The organism is Pelagimonas sp. KU-00592-HH (assembly GCF_040369695.1).
GTDB lineage: Bacteria > Pseudomonadota > Alphaproteobacteria > Rhodobacterales > Rhodobacteraceae > Shimia.
This window is the reverse complement of record NZ_BAABWM010000001.1, coordinates 1318242-1336193: the sequence shown is the minus strand read 5'-3', so window position 1 is coordinate 1336193 and position 17952 is coordinate 1318242. Positions and strand designations below refer to the sequence as shown.

Sequence of the window (17952 nt, the reverse complement as noted above, 5' to 3'; positions counted from 1 at the left end):
TTCGATCTACCAGCCTTACTGCTGGTGTTTCTTGTGGTGCCTGATGACCTCATCGATGATGAAGTTCAGGAATTTCTTGGCGAATTCCGGGTCAAGATTGGCCCGGTTGGCAAGGTCTTCGAGGCGCGCGATCTGCTTGGATTCACGGTCCGGATCGGACGGCGGCAGCGCATGTTCGGCCTTGAGCCTGCCAACGGCCTGGGTGTGCTTGAAGCGTTCGCCCAGGGTGTAGACAAGGATGGCATCGAGGCGGTCGATGCTTTCGCGGTGTTCGGCGAGGATCTCGGACGCGCGGATCACGTCGTCGGTCACGGGGTCAGTCAAGCGCGTATCCTTTCGGTTTGAACATCGGGTCGGCGTAGTGGCTGATTTCCATCTCGATGCCGTGGTTGATCTGGCTGTCTTTCAACTGCTCCGCCGAGGGATGGCGGTAGACTACGTCGTGACCATCAACCGAGGCGGCCTCTTTGTCCTTTTGCGCCCCGAGGCGTTCCGCGAGGCGGATCGAGTCGAGGTTCTTGGGATCGAGGTAGGAGACGGCGCTGTCCCAGCCAAGTTGATCATAGAAATACTTGCGGGCGGCGTGGGTGGCCTCGAGCGCGTAGCCGTGGCCTGCCTTGTCGGGCCAGATGATCCAGGCGATTTCGCGTTCGGGCCAGGCGGCGGGCATCCAGCCACCGGCCATGCCGTAGGTTTCATCCGTGTCCTTGTCGTGGATCATCCACATGCCATAGCCGCGGATGTTCCAGTGTCCGATCTCGGCCGCATAGAGCATCCAGGTCTCGTACGGGTTGAGCGGGCCGCCCATGAAGCGCGAGCGGTAGGAGGCGAAGGTTGCCTTGAAGTTCGGATAGTCCTCGGGTTCCGGGCCACGCAGCACGAGGCGTTTGGTTTCGAGGATGGGGATGTTCTTGGTGGCCATTACGCGTATGCCTCCATTCCGCCATTGACGAGGTCTTCGGGGGCCGGGTGGCGCCAGATTTCGATGGTGCCATATTCGGGATCTTCGAAGTGCTGTTCGAAACGGGCCCCGAGGCGTCGCGCTACACCTTTGGAGGGCTCGTTTTTCGGGTCGATCTGGGAGATCGCGGTGTCCCAGCCCAGAATGTCATAGGCATAGGCGCGCGACGCCAGGGCCGCTTCGGTGGCAAAGCCCTTGCCCTGTGCCGCGGGCATCAGGGTCCAGCCGATTTCACGTTCGAACCAGCCGTCGGGATACCACAGGCCGACGCGGCCCATGTAGGTGCCGGTGGCTTTTTCCTCGAGCGCCCAGAAGCCGAAGCCGCGCAGGGCCCAGTGGCCGACCACCATGGCGATGGAGCGCCATGCCCGGTGCGGCGGCAGCGGGCCGCCGACGAATTTCGACGCATCGGAGGCAAAGAAGGCCTTTTCGGCGGCGATGTCCTCTTCGCGGTGGGCCCGCAGGATCAGGCGTTCGGTTTCAAGCGTCGGGATGGTGAAGGTGGTCGCGGTCATCAGGCAGCCCCTTTCGATACGCCGCGCGAAACCGCCGCGCCGGGCGCGGTGGGGAGGGCAGGATGCCTCCGGCGGGAGTATTTGGGGTGCATTGAAGACATGGTCTGCGCTTTACTTCTTTTTACCAAAACCCGAGAGGCCCGGGGGCAGGCCACCCATGCCGCCGCCCAGACCGGGCAGGCCGCCGGGAAGGCCGCCTTTGCCGCCCATGGCCTTGGCGGCCTGTTCAAGTTGCTTGGGGTCCATGCCAGCGGCCATCTCCTCGGGCGAGGGGCCGCCCTTGCCGAACATGCCTTTCATGGCCTGTTTCAGCATGCCGCCTTTGCCCATCTTGCCCATCTTCTTCATGACGTCGGACATCTGGCGCTGCATCTTGAGGAGCTTGTTCAGCTCGGACACTTCGAGACCGGCACCGGCGGCGATGCGTTTCTTGCGGCTGGCCTGAAGGATCTGCGGGTTGGCGCGTTCCATCTTGGTCATGGAGTTGACCAGTGCGATCTGGCGCTTGATCATCTTGTCGTCGAAGCCGGCCTCGGAGACCTGTTTCGACATCTTGGCCATGCCGGGCATCATGCCCATCACGCCTTCCATGCCGCCCATCTTCTGCATCTGTTCGAGCTGCATCTTGAGGTCGTTCATGTTGAAGCGGCCCTTCTGGAAACGCTTCATCATCTTTTCGGCCTGTTCGGCTTCGATGGTTTCCTGGGCCTTTTCAACCAGCGCTACGATGTCGCCCATGCCGAGGATACGGCCTGCGATCCGGTCGGGTTCGAAGGTTTCCAGCGCGTCCATCTTTTCGCCGAGACCGACGAACTTGATCGGCTTGCCAGTGACCGCGCGCATCGAGAGCGCCGCACCGCCACGGCCGTCACCGTCCATCCGGGTCAGGACCACGCCGGAGATGCCGATCTTGCCGTTGAATTCCTCGGCGACCTCGACTGCGACCTGACCGGTCAGGCCGTCGACCACCAGCAGGGTCTCACGCGGTTTCACCACGTCGCGGACGTCTTCGACCTCTTTCATGAGGACTTCGTCAATCTGCAGGCGGCCCGCGGTGTCGAGCATGTAGACGTCGTAGCCGCCCAGCGTGGCCTGTTGCTTGGCCCGCTTGGCGATCTGGACGGCGGTTTCGCCGGCGACGATGGGCAGGGTGTCGACACCGATCTGGGTGCCGAGCACCTGAAGCTGCTGCATCGCGGCAGGGCGGTAGATGTCGAGCGAGGCCATGAGGACCCGCTTGCCGTTCTTTTCCTTGAGGCGCTTGGCGAGCTTACCGGTGGTGGTGGTCTTACCCGAGCCTTGCAGACCGACCATCAGGATCGGGGCGGGCGGGTTGTCGACCTTGAGTTCGCCGGGTTCCTCGTTGTCGCCTTCGAGGACGTTTTTCAGCTCGTCATGGACGATCTTGACGACCTGCTGGCCGGGGGTGACCGATTTGGTCACGGACTGGCCGGTGGCCTTTTCCTGCACCGCCTTGACGAAGTCGCGGGCCACGGGCAGCGAGACGTCGGCTTCGAGCAGGGCAACGCGCACTTCGCGCAGTGCGGTCTTGACGTCGTCTTCGGACAGGGCGCCCTGTTTGGTCAGGCGATCGAAGACACCGGAAAGGCGTTCGCTCAGATTTTCAAACATCGCTTTCTCGGCTCCTTTTCAACCGCTGCTATCTGGCCCGAACATAGGTACGAACCGCCCAAACGCCAATGTCCCCCGTGGGCGCATCGCGCTGACGGGGGGCGATCCCGGCCAAAGGCCATGGGACCGGAAGTTTTGACGGACTCCCGGATTGAGGGGCGTTTAGACTCGGAGGGGGCGAGAGTCAAGGCGTGCAGCCTTGCGATGTTGCGCTTTGAGCGTTGGAGGTGTGGGTTTGTCTTGTTGGTGCATGGCATCATTTGAACGACTTTGTTGAGCGGCGATCAGAGGCAAAGGGCCTGTGCCGACAGACCTATCGCCAAAGGGCCGGATATTGCGGGTGATCCGGATCGTCGCGACGGGTGCAGGGTTTGAGGCATATATTCCCGAAAGCTGTCGGTTTCCGGCTTGAGGAGGGGCGTTGAATGGGCCAAGAGCGGAAGGCACGCCATCAGGGAGACATGTGCCATGGACGCCTCTTCGACTTATCAGGACAGCTTGCCGGTATCATCGGATGCCCTTCTCGAACAGCTTCGGGGCTGGGGGCTTGAGTTCACGTTTCATGAGCACGTGCCGCTGCGCACGGTGGAAGATGCGAAATCGGTGGAAGCGGGGCTTGTTGTCGAAGGCGAGACCGCGTTTCGCGTGAAGAACCTTTATCTGCGGGACAAGAAAAAGCGCAACTACCTGGTGACGCTGGAGCAGGATCGCGAGATTGATCTCAAGGCGCTTGGGGCGCAGCTTGGGGTGGGCAACCTGTCTTTCGGGTCGGCGGATCGCCTTATGGAGAACCTGGGTATCCGTCCCGGCGCGGTCAGCCCGCTGGCGATGGTGAGTGGTGCCGAAAAAGGTGTGACCTTTTTCATGGACGCGGCGGCGAAGACGGCGGACCGTATCTACATGCATCCGCTGGTCAATGATCGCACCATCGGCATGACCTTTGCCGATCTTGCGGTGTTCTTTGAAAAGATGGATGTCAGCCCGACCTGGCTGGATCTGGACTGACACACTGTCGGGAGGGGAAGGCCCCTCGCCGATCTGTTGTCGCTGGTAGCGTCAGGCCGCGGCCAGTTCCGGGGCGTTGCCGTCCTTGTCGAGGATGGTGACATCGGTGATGCCGATGAAGCCAAGCGCAAAGCGCAGGTAGGTCGAGGCATAGTCATAGTCGGAGCCGACCGGAACGCCGCCGGTGGCCATGGTCACGATGACCTTCTTGTCTTCCAGCAGGCCCTTGGGGCCGTTTTCCGTGTAGGCAAAGGTCACGCCAGCACGGGCGGTCTGGTCGATCCATGCCTTCAGGACCGCGGGGATCGAGAAGTTGTACATCGGCGTGCCGATCACGATGGTGTCGGCGGCTTGCAGTTCGGCGACCAGCTCGTCTGAAAGATCAAGCGCGCGGGCCTGGGCCGCGGAGCGTTCGTCCGGGGCGATGAAGGTGCTTTCCACCCAGGCCGCATCCAGGAAGGGCAGGCCGTTGGCGAGATCGCGGGTGATCACCTTGTCGGCGCCGAGCGCTTCAACGATCTTGGCGGATTGCAGGCGCGAGAGCGAGCCTTCGTGGCGGGCGGAGGCGTCGATGTGCAGTACGGTGTTGGTCATGGGATGGTCCTTGTCAGATGCGATGTTTCCGTGTCTTTCTGAAGGGACATTTGGTTATTGCAAAAACAAACACAACTCGCATAATTTGCGCAGAGTATGTTGAAATTTGCACAGGGTGTTGATGATGGATAACTGGGACGAGGTGCGCACGGCCTATCAGGTGGCGCGCAAGGGAACCGTGAGCGGGGCGGCCGAGGTGCTGGGCGTGCATCATGCCACCGTCATCCGGCACATTGATGCGCTTGAAGGCAAGCTTGGGGTCAAGCTGTTCCAGCGCCATGCGCGCGGATACACGCCGACCGAGGCCGGCGAAGACCTGTTGCGCGTGGCCAAGGCGACAGACGATCAGTTCGGTCAGTTGGAAGGTCGCATCAAGGGGCGCGGCGAGGAAATGCGCGGCGAGTTGGTTGTGACCTCGCTGGAGAACATGACACCGCTGATGGCGCCGATCCTCGCGGATTTCCAGGAGGAACATCCCGACATCATCATCCGTTATCTGACCGGCACCCGGTTGTTTCGCCTGGAATACGGCGAGGCGCATGTGGCACTGCGGGCTGGTCCGCAGCCGGAGGAACTCGACAACGTGGTGCAGGGTATCGGGAGCCTGCCGGTGGGGCTTTATGCCAGCAAGGCCTATGTTGAACGGTTCGGGATGCCCAAGGATGAAGAGGAACTGATCAAGCACCGGTTTGTCGGCCCCGACGAGGTGCGTCTGCGCGCGCCGTTCTTGAAGTGGCTGAATGACCATGTTCCGCGCGAGCAGGTGGTGTTTCGCACGATGGACGCGCTGGCGACGGAACGCGCGGTTGCGGCGGGGGCCGGGATCGGTTTCCTGTCGGTGTGGAGCGCGTCGAATTATGACGATCTTGTCGAGATCATGGAGCCGCGCGCAGACTGGAGCGGGCCATTGTGGCTGGTGACCCATGTCGACTTGCACCGCACCACGAAGGTGCAGACCTTCCTCACCTTCCTGAAGGCGCGCATCAAGAACTGGGATTGCATATGAGCCCGATTGCGCGTGGCCATCTGGCCATGCTGGTGTTTTCCGCGCTTGTGGCCGGCTCGTTTTCGCTCGGGTCACTGGCGGCAAATGAGATTGCACCGGCGGCCTTGAATGCCCTGCGGTTCCTGATCGCGGGGGCGGTGATCGGTGTTGCGGCGACGGCCACGACCGGATTGCCGCGCAGCGCGGCGCGTGCGCCCTGGCGGTATCTGGTGCTGGGCGGGTTGTTCGCCATCTATTTCGTCCTGATGTTCGAGGGGCTGAAGACGGCGGCGCCGGTCAGCACCGCCGCCGTCTTTACCCTGACGCCGCTGATGTCGGGTTTGTTCGGGTACCTTCTGTTGCGGCAGGTGACGACGCGCCGGATGGCGCTGGCGCTGTCGATTGGTGCCGTGGGGGCGCTCTGGGTGATCTTCCGGGCTGACTGGGCCGCGTTCCTGCGGTTTCGGGTCGGACAGGGCGAGATCTATTACTTCTGGGGCTGTGTGGCGCATGCGATCTATACGCCGATGGTGCGCAAGCTGAACCGGGGCGAGCCTGCGGTGGTGTTCACCTTCGGGATGCTGGTCGCCGGGTTCGTCATCCTGACGGTCTATGGCTGGCGTGACATCGTGGCGACGGATTGGGCGGCGTTGCCGGGGATTGTCTGGATCACTGTCTTCTATCTGGCGATCTTTGCCTCGGCGGCGACCTTCGTGCTGTTGCAGTTTGCCACGCTCAACCTGCCGAGCGCGAAGGTGATGGCCTATACCTACCTCGTGCCCAGCTGGGTTATCGGATGGGAGATCCTTCTTGGCCATGGGGCGCCGACCGGATTGGTCTGGGGGGGTGTGGCGATGACGGTTGTGGCGCTCTTGCTGCTGTTGCGAAACGAGCACTGAGGGGCAAAGGCTTTTCGAAAAGCCTTTGTTGCGCCGGTGGCGGTGGCAAGCGCCTTCGAAGGCGCTTGCACAAGACGTTTTGAAACGTCTTGTGGGCGCTGCGTCAGGCCTCGTCCTGCAGTTCGGTTTCCAGGAAGCGTTCGAAGGCGTCGAGGTTGACGGCCTCGAACTGTCCGAAGCTCTGCATCCAGACCGAGGCTTCGCGCAGGGCGTCGGGTTCCAGTTTGCACCATTTCACCCGGCCGCGTTTTTCCTGCGAGATCAGACCTGCCTTGGTGAGGATTGTCAGGTGTTTGGAAATTGCCGCAAGAGACATGTCAAACGGCTCGGCCACGTCGGTTACGGCCATGTCGTCCTCGAGCAGCATCGACAGGATCGTGCGGCGCGTGGGGTCGGCGAGGGCGGAGAAGACGGTATCGAGCGGGTTGGACATGATTTCCATAAATAGGGGCGGGGGATAATCGTCAACCATTTGGTTGAATAAGGGTTTTGGCGTGAATCCGGTCCCTGCGGGCCTGCGACGGAATCGACGCACCTTTCGAGATTGATAAAATGTTGTTTATTTACAATGCCTTGAATGGGGTATCGTGAGGGCGCTAACGTTGTTGACTCGGAGGGTGCTGCACCGTAGCAATGCGCCAACGTCTGAATGTGGAATTGCGTGTGACCGATCCCGACCAAAAAGAGCGCATGGCGCAGCTTGAGGAGCGGATCGAGGCGGCCCGACGGGCCCAGGACCCCAAGCCACGTGTGGACGAGCACTATTCGGCAGCCAATCTGGCCTGGCGCATGGTGATTGAACTGGTAGCCGGTCTCGGGATCGGCTTTGGCATCGGATACGGGCTGGATAGCCTGATTGGGACCCTCCCGATCTTCATGGTGCTGTTTACAATGTTGGGTCTCGCGGCCGGTATCAAGACGATGCTGCGCAGCGCTACAGAGATCCAGGAGAAACACGAGGCCGAAGAGGCCGAGAGAGACGAGAGGACGTAAACGTGGCAAGCGAAGCACACGGCGCAGAAGAAGGCGGTCTGGTATTCCACCCGATGGATCAGTTCATCGTGAAGCCGCTGTTCGGCGGTGATCACATCGGCATGTTCACCATCACCAACGTGACCCTGTGGATGGCCCTCGCGGTTATCGCAATCATCGCGATGATGGTTTTCGGCACCTCGCGCCGCGCAATCGTCCCGAGCCGCAGCCAATCGGTTGCCGAGCTGGCGTATGGCTTCATCTACAAGATGGTTGAAGACGTGGCCGGCAAGGACGCGGTCAAGTTCTTCCCCTACATCATGACCCTGTTCATGTTCATCGTGTTCGCCAACTTCCTTGGCCTGCTGCCGATGTCCTTCACCACCACCTCGCACTTTGCCGTGACCGTTGTTCTGGCGCTGCTGGTGTTCCTGACCGTAACCATCGTCGGTTTCGTCAAGAACGGTGTTGGCTTCCTCGGTCTGTTCTGGGTCTCGAGCGCACCTTTGCCGCTGCGCCCGATCCTGGCGATCATCGAACTGATCTCTTACTTCGTGCGCCCCGTCAGCCACAGCATTCGTCTTGCTGGTAACGTGATGGCCGGCCACGCCGTGATCAAGGTTTTCGCAGGCTTTGCCGCGATCGCAGTGGTCAGCCCCGTTTCGGTGGTCGCGATCACCGCCATGTACGGTCTCGAGGTCCTGGTGGCCTTCATCCAGGCCTACGTATTCACCATTCTGACCTGTGTGTACCTGAAGGACGCACTGCATCCGTCGCACTAAGGATCTGGCGGGGGGCTCCCCGCCTGACCCAAGCACACACGTCACACCTCACACATCAAGTTTTAACTTCCAATCGTAAGGAGATACACCAATGGAAGGTCAACTCGCACACATCGGCGCAGGTCTCGCAGCAATCGGTTCGGGCGCCGCAGCTATCGGTGTTGGTAACGTTGCAGGCAACTACCTGGCAGGCGCACTGCGCAACCCGTCGGCAGCCGCTTCGCAAACCGCCACCCTGTTCATCGGTATCGCATTCGCAGAAGCACTGGGCATCTTCTCGTTCCTGGTTGCTCTGCTGCTGATGTTCGCCGTCTAAGCCTACGGAACAATCCTTACGTGCGGGCGCGGGCGCGCCACGACGGCTAGCGCCCCGCCCGTAACCCAACGGAAGTTCCCAGGAGGACGACATGGCGACTCAAACGCACGCCGCAGAGGCAGCCTCTGCACCGGGCATGCCGCAGCTCGACTTCTCGAACTGGGGTAACCAGATTTTCTGGCTGTTGGTCACGCTGGTCGTGATCTACTTCGTCCTTTCGCGCATTGCCCTGCCGCGCATCGCAGCGGTTCTGGCAGAGCGTCAGGGGACCATTACGAATGACATCGCCGCGGCTGAAGAGCTGAAGGCGAAAGCTGTTGAAGCGGAAGAGGCCTATAACAAGGCGCTCGCAGATGCCCGTGCGGAAGCACAGCGCATCGTCGCTGAAGCAAAGGCCGAGATTCAGGCCGATCTGGATGCTGCAACCGCCAAGGCGGATGCCGAGATCGCAGCCAAGGCTGCCGAGTCGGAGAAGGCGATTGCCGAGATCCGCGCCGGTGCCCTTGAAAGCATCAAGGCCGTGGCAACCGATGCGGCTACCGAAATCGTGTCCGCGATGGGTGGCAAGGACGATGCCAAAGCCGTTGCAGCCGCGGTTGAAGCACGAGTGAAAGGGTAAGGACATGCGGAAACTTGCAACCATCCTCGCCCTGACCGCCGCTTCGCCTGCATTCGCTGCAAGTGGTCCGTTCTTCTCGCTGAAGAACACCGACTTCATCGTGCTGCTGGCCTTCATCCTGTTCATCCTTGTGCTGATCAAGTTCAAGGTTCCCTCGATGCTGGGTGGCATGCTGGACAAGCGCGCCGAAGGCATTCAGTCGGAACTGGACGAAGCCCGCGCCCTGCGTGAAGAAGCACAAACCCTGCTGGCCTCGTACGAGCGCAAGCAGAAGGAAGTGCAGGAACAGGCAGACCGCATCGTTGAGCATGCAAAAGCCGAAGCCGCAAATGCTGCGGACCTGGCCAAGGAAGACCTGAAAGCTTCGATCGCGCGCCGTCTGGCCGCTGCCGGAGACCAGATCGCCTCGGCAGAAGCTGCTGCTGTGAAAGAAGTGCGCGACCAGGCCATCACCGTGGCCGTAAGCGCCGCCAACGAAGTGATTGCGAAACAGATGACTGCTGCCCAGGGCAACAAGCTCATCGACGAAGCAATCGCCGAAGTGGACGCCAAGCTGCACTAAGCGCATCGCGAGACTGACGATCGAGAGACCCGGCCCAGGTGGCCGGGTTTTTCTTTTGTGGGGCGAATCATGTTAGGGTCGGAGTCTGCTGCCAAAGGAGACACCGCATGGTTCTCATTCCCTTCCCACGCCGGGCCAAGCGAAGCCCGGAGGAAATTCTTGCCGAAGTCCAGAAACGCCTGTTTTCAGGCCAGCTCTTGCAGGTCGAAGCCCTGACCCAGGATGAGATGGCGGCGGTGGGCACGCTTTTGATGCAGGGCAAGGCGCGGATTGGCAGCGCCGATCACCAGACGGTTGTTCTTGCCAAGATCACCGAGGGGCAACCGGCGCGTGCGCGGATGCCCCGGCGCCCATTACGTCGCGGATTGTTCAGCGGACCGGATCGAAGCGAGCGTCCTTGAGGCTGCAATCGCGGATCACGTCGCGACCGCAGGGCACGGGCTCCAACTCTTTGGACAGGCACACGCGCGCCTCCTGAATGAACCCGTCGCGGCAGGTGATGGTGAGCATGTCGGCATCTAGATCGGGGTTGGCCTTGAGAAAGGCCTGTTCGACAACAGAGGCGGGCAGTTTCACCGACTTATCCAGTTTTCGGAACACGGGTGGCTTGGAGACGTTGTCATAGGCCCTGCGTGACAGGGCATAGTAATCCTCGGCCGAGAGGCCGGAACAGCGCCCGTGTTTCTTCCACTGGTACCAGGCGAGACCAGAGGTGCCCATGATGTCGGCCATCTCCTCGGTCAGCCAGCGCGGGGGATTGCGTTCGATGGTGGTGCAATGCGCGGGCCAGCCCCGGTGGTATTGCGGCCAGAGACCATGCAGCACCCAGCCGAAATCTTCGCGCGGGTCGCATTGCGGCGATCCCTTGGCATCGCCTTCGATGGCGCACCAGTTGGGTGACCAGCTTAAGGCAAGCACGTAATAGTCGAATTCGCCAGCGATGTTGTCCTGCGCCTTTGCAGGGGCGGCCAATGATGTCAGCAAGGCCATGCCGAGGGCCAGAAGGGGGGTACGCATTCACTCTTTCCTTATTCTTCGAAAGTTACTATATAGGCCGCAAGTTCCCCGACAACGGAAACCCGCACCCTTCAAACCGGTGCCGCCTGCGAAGTCAGGCAACGGGGAAGATATGTGTTAAGGAGACATGCAAATGAGCAAGCTGCTGCACCCCAAGGCAACCGCCGTCTGGCTGGTGGACAACACCACGATCAGCTTCAAGCAGATCGCGGATTTCGTAGGCATGCACGAGCTGGAAATCCAGGGCATTGCCGATGGCGACGTGGCCGTGGGCGTGAAGGGGTTCGACCCGATTGCCAACAACCAGCTGACCCAGGACGACATCGACAAGGCGCAGGACAACCCGCTGCACAAGCTGAAGGTCAAGTTCAACGCCGCTGCTTCGGGTGAAGAGAAACGCCGTGGCCCGCGATATACGCCGCTGTCCAAGCGTCAGGACCGTCCGAATTCGATCCTGTGGCTGGTCAAGTTCCACCCGGAACTGTCGGACGGCCAGATTGCCAAGCTGGTGGGCACCACCAAGCCGACGATCCAGTCGATCCGTGAGCGCACCCACTGGAACATCGCTAACATGCAGCCGATCGACCCTGTTGCGCTTGGCCTGTGTAAACAGTCTGAGCTGGACCAGGCGGTTCAGAAAGCCGCGGCGAAGGCAGCAGCTGATGGTGCGGTGATGAGCGATGACGAGCGCCGCAAGCTGGTGTCGACCGAACAGTCGCTGGAAATGGAAGCCGAGCCGAAGATCCCGACCGCCATCGAAGGTCTGGAAACCTTTTCGTTGTCGGGTGACAGCGATGATGACGAAGACACCCGCAAGGACGATGATTTCGCCGACGCGGACAGCTTCTTCAACCTGCCGGGCGGTGATCTGGACGAAGACGAACAGCCCTGATCGACCGCTGATCGGAAAAAGAAAAGCCCGCCGGATTTGGCGGGCTTTTTTGTTGGGTTCGCACTGGGTTCAGACGATCCCGAAAATGTCGTCTAGAATGCCGCTTGTATCGGTCTCATTCTGGATCAGGATGGTGCCGCCCCGTTTCTGGGTCAGGAGGGTATCGTTGCCAACGATCTGTGCGGTCAGGTTTGACTGGGTTGCGAAGAAGAAGTTCAGGTCGTCGATGCCAAGCTGGTAGTCGGTGATCACCTTGGCGTCGGTGTTTGCGATTTGCGCGATCAGGAATTCATCTGCACCCAGTCCACCCGTCATCGTGTCATTGCCAAGGCCGCTTTCGATTATGTCCCGGCCCTTGCCGCCGAAGAGTTTGTCGTTACCGCGTCCGCCCTGAAGGCTGTCAAACCCGTCACCCCCGACAAGGAGGTCGTTGCCCAGTCCGCCAGCCAGAGTGTCGGTGCCGCGCCCACCTTGCAGGGTGTCTGCAAAGGTGCCACCGGCCAGCGAGTCATTGCCGGCCTCTCCGAAGAGGCGATCCTTGCCGCCGCCGCCATCAAGAACATCGTTGTGGGCCCCGCCGCGGATCAGATCCTTGCCGTCTTGTCCCTGGAAGTTGTCATTGCCGGACGCGCCGATGAGTGTGTCGTTCCCCTTGCCGCCCTGAACCGTGTCGTTGCCGCCGGCTGCGTCATTGTCTTGGAACAGGTCGCGGCCATCGCCGAGGAAGGCCGTGTCCGCGCCTGATCCTCCTAGCACGGTATCGTTGCCGGTGTCTGCGTATATGAGATCATCGTCAGCGTTGCCTTGCAGGAGGTCGTTCCCGCTTCCGCCAAAGAGCGTATCGTTCTGATTGCCGCCGAGGATGGTGTCGTTGCCTGCTTCGCCTTGCAGGTAGTCCCGCCCGTCCTCGCCCGATATGTAATCGTTGCCAGCGCCCAGACGGTAGTTGTCGGTGCCGGAGGTGCCGATGAGGGAATCGTCTTCGGTTTGGGAAACGAAGCCGTCGATGTTGGTCAGGGGGATCGTGACACCTTCACCAAAGCCTGTAGGCATGGTGGAAGATAGGGTGGAACTGGCCAGAAAGTTGGCCCACTGGTTGTAGGTTGCGTAGTTCGGCAGGGCGTCTCCGTCGACGAGGACAATGAAGCTGAGGCCATGGCCGGTTTTGCTGACGAGGTCGTTCCATTCGTAGGCGACGTTCAGGACCGTTGATGTCTTGCTGCCCCCTGCCCACGTGATGGTCATCAGATCGGTTGCGGCATAGGAGGGGCCCGTGACCGAGGAGGCGCCGCCCAGACCGGCAAAATCGATGCCATAGTGTGTGCCGAAGCCGCTGAGGCTTACCTCGATGCCGGAGTCGTAGTCGAAATCGATCGAGTAGCGAGTGGAATTGGTTGAGCCCTGTGTGATCCAGTTTATCGGGGTCTGCGCGATCTGGATGCCGGTCAGAACCTGATCATAGTATCCGTTTTGCAGAACGAGATTGTAGGTGGAGCGGGAAGCAAAGCCCTGGAACGTGTAAGTGGCCATGAGATACCGGAACCGAAAACAGATTTATCAAGAAGCTCAGGGCAAGCTTACAGGGGTGAGGTAACAATTCAAAGTCGTGGTGTGGGATATCCGCGAATTGAATGCGTTTCCTAAAGCGTTTTGCGCGCATTCAGGGCGGCCGAGATGGTGCCCTCGTCAAGGTAGTCGAGTTCACCGCCGATTGGCACGCCCTGCGCCAGCGATGTGAGGCGCACGCGGCCTTCGAGTTGGTCGGCGATGTAGTGGGCGGTGGTCTGGCCATCGACGGTGGCATTAAGCGCAAGGATGACTTCGGAGATATCTTCCGAGGTCACACGGTCGATCAGCTTGGGGATAGACAGTTCTTCGGGGCCGACGCCGTCGAGGGCGGAGAGGGTGCCGCCAAGGACATGATAGCGGCCCCGGAAGACACCAGCGCGTTCCATGGCCCAGAGGTCGGACACATCTTCGACCACACAGAGTTCACCGGTGGCGCGCTTGTCCGAGGCGCAGATATCGCAGATGTCGGAGGTGCCGACATTGCCGCAGTTCAGGCATTCGCGGGCCGTGGCGGCGACGGTCTGCATGGCGTCGGACAAGGGCGTGAGCAACAGGGCGCGTTTGCGGATCAGGTGCAGCACCGCGCGGCGGGCCGAACGGGGACCAAGCCCCGGAAGCTTGGCCATCAATTCGATCAGGTTGTCGATGTCGTTGCTGCTCATGAAGGTCCGTATAGAATTTGCCCCGGAGCGTGTCCGGGGCGAGGGGATCAGAACGGCATTTTGAAGTCTGCCGGCAGGCCGAGGCCCTCGGTCAGCTTGGCCATTTCCGATTGCGATTTTTCGGCGGCTTTGGATTGCGCGTCCTTGATGGCGGCGAGGATCAGGTCTTCGACCACTTCCTTGTCGTCGCCGTTGAAGATCGACGGATCGATGTCGAGGCCCTTGAGTTCGCCCTTGGCGGTGGCGGTGGCCTTGACGAGGCCCGCGCCGGACTCACCGGTGACGGTCATGGTTTCGAGGTCTTCCTGAAGTTGGGTGACCTTGGCCTGCATTTCCTGTGCTTGTTTCATCATCTTGGCCATGTCGCCAAGCTGGCCCAGTCCTTTGAGCATGGTGGTATCTCCTGAATTCGGGGCGGCAGAGGCCGCGTGTGTTGGGGTTGGGGTCTATATCGTGTGATCTGCCCACAAGGGCAAGGGGCGCGTCAGTCCTCTTCGAAGGGGTCCCATTCGTCCTCGACCTCGGGAAGGGCCTCGGCCATGGCTTCGTTGGCGATTTCGCGCTGGGTCTTGATCTCGGTGATCTTGGCCTTGGGAAAGACGTTGAAGACGGCCTGCACCATCGGGTGTTTCTCGGCCTCGGCCTTGATCGCGTTTTCGGCGGCGTTGCGTTTCTCGACCACGGTTTCGCCGCCGCCCTGGTTGGCGATGATCACCGCCCAGCGGTTGCCCGTCCAGCTTTGCAGGCGAGAGCCAAGGCGTTGGGCGAGGTCCGAGGGGGCGTTGTCAGTTGGGACGAATTCGATGCGGCCGGGGCGATAGGAGACAAGGCGGACATCGGCCTCGACATCCATCAGGAGTTTGCCATCGCGGTTCTTGCGGATCAGTTCGATGACGTGATCGAAGGTGGCGAAACGGGCCAGCGCGTGTTCGGCATCGTGGGCCAGCGCGGTGACCGTGCCACCCGGGCCGCCCGCCATCTGGGTCGTACTGTAGGCCTGTGCCGTGCCGCCACCATTGGGAGTCGGGGCGCCGCCACCGGGGCCACCGCTGGGTGGCATTGGCGGGACGGGCGTGTTTTGCAGCTTGCGGACAAGCTCTTCCGGGCTGGGCAGGTCGGCGACGTGGGTGAGGCGGATGATCGCCATTTCGGCGGCCATCATGGCGTTCGGGGCGGCGGCCACTTCTTCCAGTGCTTTCAACAGCATCTGCCACATGCGGGTCATCACGCGCATGGGCAGCTGTTCCGCCATCGAGATACCGCGGGCGCGTTCGTCGGGTGATACGGTCGGGTCTTCGGCGGCGTCGGGGGTGATCTTGACGACGCTGACCCAGTGGGTGATCTCGGCAAGATCGCGCAGCACGGCCATCGGGTCGGCCCCGTCGGCATATTGCGCGGACAATTCGTTGAGGGCGGCGCCAGCGTCGCCACGCATGATCATGTCGTAGAGGTCGAGCACGCGGCCACGGTCGGCGAGGCCCAGCATGGCGCGGACCTGATCGGCGGTGGTTTCGCCTGCGCCGTGCGAGATGGCCTGATCCAGAAGCGAGGTGGCATCACGGGCAGAGCCTTCGGCGGCGCGGGTGATAAGGGCGAGCGCGTCGTCGGTGATCTCGGCCCCTTCGGAGGTCGCGATCTTGCGCAGAAGGCCGATCATGTCCTCGGGTTCGATGCGGCGTAGGTCAAAGCGTTGGCAGCGCGACAGGACGGTTACGGGAACCTTGCGGATCTCGGTGGTGGCGAAGATGAACTTTACGTGCGCCGGCGGTTCTTCGAGCGTTTTCAGCAGCGCGTTGAAGGCGCTGGTCGACAGCATGTGAACTTCGTCGATGATGTAGATCTTGTAGCGCGCCGAGGCGGCGCGGTAGTGGACGGAATCGATGATCTCGCGGATGTCGTTCACACCGGTGCGCGAGGCGGCGTCCATTTCCATCACGTCGACATGGCGGCCTTCCATGATGGCGGTGCAATGTTCGCACTGGCCACAGGGTTCGGTCGTGGGACCGCCGGTGCCATCGGGGCCGATACAGTTCATGCCCTTGGCGATGATCCGGGCCGTCGTGGTTTTACCGGTTCCGCGGATGCCGGTCATGACAAAGGCCTGGGCGATACGGTCGGCCTCGAACGCGTTTTTCAGGGTGCGCACCATGGCGTCCTGACCAACGAGATCGGCAAAGGTCTCGGGGCGGTATTTGCGGGCGAGAACCTGATAGGCCTTCTGCTCGGTGTCGCTCATGGGGTGCTCTTTGATCCTGCGGCAGGTTGCGGCGTCGGCCTAGGGTAAAGCGGTGAGGAAGTGAGGTCCACCGTTGACTTTGTTGATCGGGTGGAAACGGTGATTTTCCGCGATCCTTAACTTAGCAGTGGCGCGCGCGTGTCTGGGAAATTAGACATACAGCATAAAGCTTTAGGAGTTGGTTTGATGATCGGTTTGATCCTTTTGATGGGGGCATCCATTGGTTTGGCTGCTTTTCTTATTTCTGATGACGATGATGCGGGTTCGGACGCCGTCGGGAGCGACGGGGTCGATATTGTCTCGGACAAGGACTATGAAGACGAGATCAATGCCGACATTGATGACCTGGTCCAGAGCAACGAGTTGACGGCGGAGCAGGGGCAGGCGGTGCGTGATGCCGTCCAATATTCCGATGGTCCGCTGGATGTTGAAACCAAGGGTGGCAACGACGTTGTGCTTGGTACCGATCAGGATGACAGCGTGCACGCTGGCGAGGGGATCGACCTTGTTCTGGGTGGCGCGGGAGATGATGACATCCACCTTGGGGATGGTGACGACGTTTACGGGATTGATGGCCGCTTTCAGGAAAACGTGAACGATGACATCGTGCGCTTCCCCTATAACGAGGCGGAAGTTGGCGAAGAAAGCACGCATGAGGCGGGCAATGACACGGTCTTGGGGGGGGATGGCGATGACGCCATTGCCGATGGCTATGGCAATGACGAGTTGCGCGGTGGTCATGGCGATGACTTCATCATCTCGGTGGATCAGGACGGCAACTCTCCCGACACGGTTGTTGGTGGTCCGGGGCGTGACGAGTTGGTCGTGGATGAAGGCGATGTGGTGGAGACCGGCGGTTGGTCTGACCTTGTGATCGTGGAGCTGCAAGAGCAGGTCGCGGAAGGCTATGCGCAGGTGCAGGTGACCGACTTTGACAAGGCCGCGGACCGGTTGGGCGTACGTGTCTGGGATGGTGCTGTTGATCCCGAGGTGACCGTGGCGGACAGTGCGGATGGCAAGGGCGCGATTGTCTCGGTCGATGGCATCGAAATCGTGAATGTCGTTGGTGGCCAGGGGCTTACCGTCTCGGATATCCATCTCTTCACCTGATTTCAGCCGATGTATTTGGGAAAGAATCCCGGTTCCTGAAAAGGGGCCGGGATCTTTTGTTTGCAATGTCTGTTGCGGGTTGCAGTATGGCCGCAAGCGGGCGGGCCGTTGGCAGAGGTGAGGGGTGTCATGGGATTTGTTATCGCGTCGTTGCAGGCGTCGAACGGAGAGATCGGGATTTGTCCGGCGCCGGGGCGGTTCGGGGATTATGCCTCTGATCTGGCGATGATTTTCGAATGGAAACCCAGGCTTGTCCTGACCATGACCGAGGCGCAGGAACTGGCGCGGATCGGGGCGGCGGGCCTGGCAGACGATCTTGATGCAGAGGGCATTGGCTGGGCGCATCTGCCAATCCGCGACTTTGGCGCGCCAAGCGGGGAGACCCTTGCGAAATGGCCGGAAACTGCAGCGCAGGCCAAGGCGGTTCTGCGCGATGGGGGGCGGGTTCTGGTGCATTGTTTCGGGGGGTGCGGGCGTTCGGGCATGGCGATTCTGCGGCTGTTGGTCGAGATGGGGGAACAGCCGGAAGACGCCTTGCAGAGGTTGCGGGCGGTGCGGCCCTGCGCGGTGGAAACGGACGCACAGTTCGATTGGGCGGCGAATCGGGGTTAACGCGCTGAAATC

23 protein-coding genes are annotated in these 17952 nt (G+C 61.1%); 12 read left to right on the top strand and 11 right to left on the bottom strand.

Annotation, left to right across the window (positions count from 1 at the left end; genetic code table 11):
* Nucleotides 1–15 precede the first annotated feature (15 nt).
* The 4 genes from ABWV42_RS06500 to ffh all read right to left on the bottom strand — a co-directional run bounded on the left by ABWV42_RS06500 (nt 16) and on the right by ffh (nt 3108).
* Nucleotides 16–312 (bottom strand): chorismate mutase, encoded by a 297-nt coding sequence (locus ABWV42_RS06500; RefSeq protein WP_500153200.1) that lies wholly within the window; start codon nt 310–312, stop codon nt 16–18.
* 4 nt (nt 313–316) lie between these two features.
* The gene (locus ABWV42_RS06495; protein ID WP_353339378.1) at nt 317–922 is read right to left on the bottom strand and encodes a GNAT family N-acetyltransferase; all 606 of its coding nucleotides are present in this window, start codon (nt 920–922) and stop codon (nt 317–319) included.
* Nucleotides 922–1476 (bottom strand): GNAT family N-acetyltransferase, encoded by a 555-nt coding sequence (locus ABWV42_RS06490; RefSeq protein WP_353339377.1) that lies wholly within the window; start codon nt 1474–1476, stop codon nt 922–924. Before ABWV42_RS06490 ends, ABWV42_RS06495 begins: the two co-directional genes overlap by 1 nt.
* A gap of 111 nt (nt 1477–1587) precedes the next feature.
* A complete protein-coding gene (gene ffh / locus ABWV42_RS06485; RefSeq protein ID WP_353339376.1) occupies nt 1588–3108 on the bottom strand; it encodes a signal recognition particle protein in 1521 nt (506 codons plus the stop codon).
* A 468-nt stretch (nt 3109–3576) separates the two neighbouring features.
* Between ffh and ABWV42_RS06480 the strand changes: the two genes are divergently transcribed.
* Nucleotides 3577–4113 carry a prolyl-tRNA synthetase associated domain-containing protein gene (locus ABWV42_RS06480; RefSeq protein ID WP_353339375.1) on the top strand — a complete coding sequence of 179 codons (537 nt, stop codon included), beginning with the start codon at nt 3577–3579 and terminating at the stop codon, nt 4111–4113.
* 51 nt (nt 4114–4164) lie between these two features.
* Here the strand turns inward: ABWV42_RS06480 and ABWV42_RS06475 are convergent, their stop codons facing one another.
* On the bottom strand, nt 4165–4707 hold the full coding sequence (locus ABWV42_RS06475; RefSeq protein ID WP_353339374.1) for an FMN-dependent NADH-azoreductase: 543 nt from the start codon (nt 4705–4707) through the stop codon (nt 4165–4167).
* Between the two features lie 124 nt (nt 4708–4831).
* On the opposite strand from ABWV42_RS06475, the gene ABWV42_RS06470 reads away from it, so the two are divergent.
* A complete protein-coding gene (locus tag ABWV42_RS06470) occupies nt 4832–5713 on the top strand; it encodes a LysR family transcriptional regulator (RefSeq protein WP_353339526.1) in 882 nt (293 codons plus the stop codon).
* A complete protein-coding gene (locus ABWV42_RS06465) occupies nt 5710–6591 on the top strand; it encodes a DMT family transporter (RefSeq protein WP_353339373.1) in 882 nt (293 codons plus the stop codon). The genes ABWV42_RS06470 and ABWV42_RS06465 overlap by 4 nt, the downstream gene beginning before the upstream one ends.
* Before the next feature lie 103 nt (nt 6592–6694).
* On the opposite strand, the gene ABWV42_RS06460 is transcribed toward ABWV42_RS06465, so the two are convergent.
* Entirely contained in the window at nt 6695–7024 is a 330-nt protein-coding gene (locus ABWV42_RS06460) for an ArsR/SmtB family transcription factor (RefSeq protein ID WP_255107699.1), read from the bottom strand.
* Between the two features lie 200 nt (nt 7025–7224).
* Between ABWV42_RS06460 and ABWV42_RS06455 the strand changes: the two genes are divergently transcribed.
* The 6 genes from ABWV42_RS06455 (at nt 7225) to ABWV42_RS06430 (ending at nt 10243) form a co-directional block, all read left to right on the top strand.
* Nucleotides 7225–7584: an AtpZ/AtpI family protein gene (locus ABWV42_RS06455; RefSeq protein ID WP_255107697.1), complete on the top strand. Its 360-nt coding sequence runs from the start codon at nt 7225–7227 to the stop codon at nt 7582–7584.
* Nucleotides 7585–7637: 53 nt separating this feature from the next.
* Nucleotides 7638–8345, top strand: coding sequence for a F0F1 ATP synthase subunit A (locus tag ABWV42_RS06450; RefSeq protein ID WP_502930951.1), 708 nt, complete (start codon nt 7638–7640; stop codon nt 8343–8345).
* A gap of 91 nt (nt 8346–8436) precedes the next feature.
* The gene (locus ABWV42_RS06445; RefSeq protein WP_022572950.1) at nt 8437–8661 is read left to right on the top strand and encodes a F0F1 ATP synthase subunit C; all 225 of its coding nucleotides are present in this window, start codon (nt 8437–8439) and stop codon (nt 8659–8661) included.
* A gap of 91 nt (nt 8662–8752) precedes the next feature.
* Nucleotides 8753–9280 (top strand): F0F1 ATP synthase subunit B', encoded by a 528-nt coding sequence (locus ABWV42_RS06440; protein WP_255107693.1) that lies wholly within the window; start codon nt 8753–8755, stop codon nt 9278–9280.
* A 4-nt stretch (nt 9281–9284) separates the two neighbouring features.
* Nucleotides 9285–9842, top strand: coding sequence for a F0F1 ATP synthase subunit B (locus ABWV42_RS06435; protein WP_255107690.1), 558 nt, complete (start codon nt 9285–9287; stop codon nt 9840–9842).
* A 107-nt stretch (nt 9843–9949) separates the two neighbouring features.
* Nucleotides 9950–10243, top strand: a complete 294-nt coding sequence (locus ABWV42_RS06430; RefSeq protein ID WP_255107688.1) for a hypothetical protein — start codon at nt 9950–9952, stop codon at nt 10241–10243.
* Here ABWV42_RS06430 and ABWV42_RS06425 read toward each other — a convergent pair.
* Nucleotides 10212–10859, bottom strand: coding sequence for a ribonuclease T2 family protein (locus tag ABWV42_RS06425; RefSeq protein WP_353339370.1), 648 nt, complete (start codon nt 10857–10859; stop codon nt 10212–10214). The genes ABWV42_RS06430 and ABWV42_RS06425 overlap by 32 nt on opposite strands.
* Nucleotides 10860–10992: 133 nt before the next feature.
* On the opposite strand from ABWV42_RS06425, the gene ABWV42_RS06420 reads away from it, so the two are divergent.
* Nucleotides 10993–11751, top strand: a complete 759-nt coding sequence (locus tag ABWV42_RS06420; protein ID WP_255107684.1) for a DUF1013 domain-containing protein — start codon at nt 10993–10995, stop codon at nt 11749–11751.
* Nucleotides 11752–11820: 69 nt separating this feature from the next.
* On the opposite strand, the gene ABWV42_RS06415 is transcribed toward ABWV42_RS06420, so the two are convergent.
* From ABWV42_RS06415 to ABWV42_RS06400, 4 genes are all read right to left on the bottom strand, one after another.
* Complete coding sequence (locus ABWV42_RS06415) at nt 11821–13281, bottom strand: calcium-binding protein (protein WP_353339369.1); 1461 nt, start codon at nt 13279–13281, stop codon at nt 11821–11823.
* Nucleotides 13282–13391: 110 nt separating this feature from the next.
* On the bottom strand, nt 13392–13982 hold the full coding sequence (gene recR, locus ABWV42_RS06410; RefSeq protein ID WP_255107679.1) for a recombination mediator RecR: 591 nt from the start codon (nt 13980–13982) through the stop codon (nt 13392–13394).
* A 47-nt stretch (nt 13983–14029) separates the two neighbouring features.
* A complete protein-coding gene (locus tag ABWV42_RS06405; RefSeq protein WP_255107677.1) occupies nt 14030–14374 on the bottom strand; it encodes a YbaB/EbfC family nucleoid-associated protein in 345 nt (114 codons plus the stop codon).
* A 92-nt stretch (nt 14375–14466) separates the two neighbouring features.
* Nucleotides 14467–16218, bottom strand: a complete 1752-nt coding sequence (locus ABWV42_RS06400; protein WP_502930940.1) for a DNA polymerase III subunit gamma/tau — start codon at nt 16216–16218, stop codon at nt 14467–14469.
* Between the two features lie 186 nt (nt 16219–16404).
* On the opposite strand from ABWV42_RS06400, the gene ABWV42_RS06395 reads away from it, so the two are divergent.
* On the top strand, nt 16405–17328 hold the full coding sequence (locus tag ABWV42_RS06395) for a calcium-binding protein (protein WP_353339367.1): 924 nt from the start codon (nt 16405–16407) through the stop codon (nt 17326–17328).
* A gap of 129 nt (nt 17329–17457) precedes the next feature.
* Nucleotides 17458–17940, top strand: coding sequence for a phosphatase domain-containing putative toxin (locus ABWV42_RS06390; protein WP_353339366.1), 483 nt, complete (start codon nt 17458–17460; stop codon nt 17938–17940).
* Nucleotides 17941–17952: the final 12 nt, after the last annotated feature.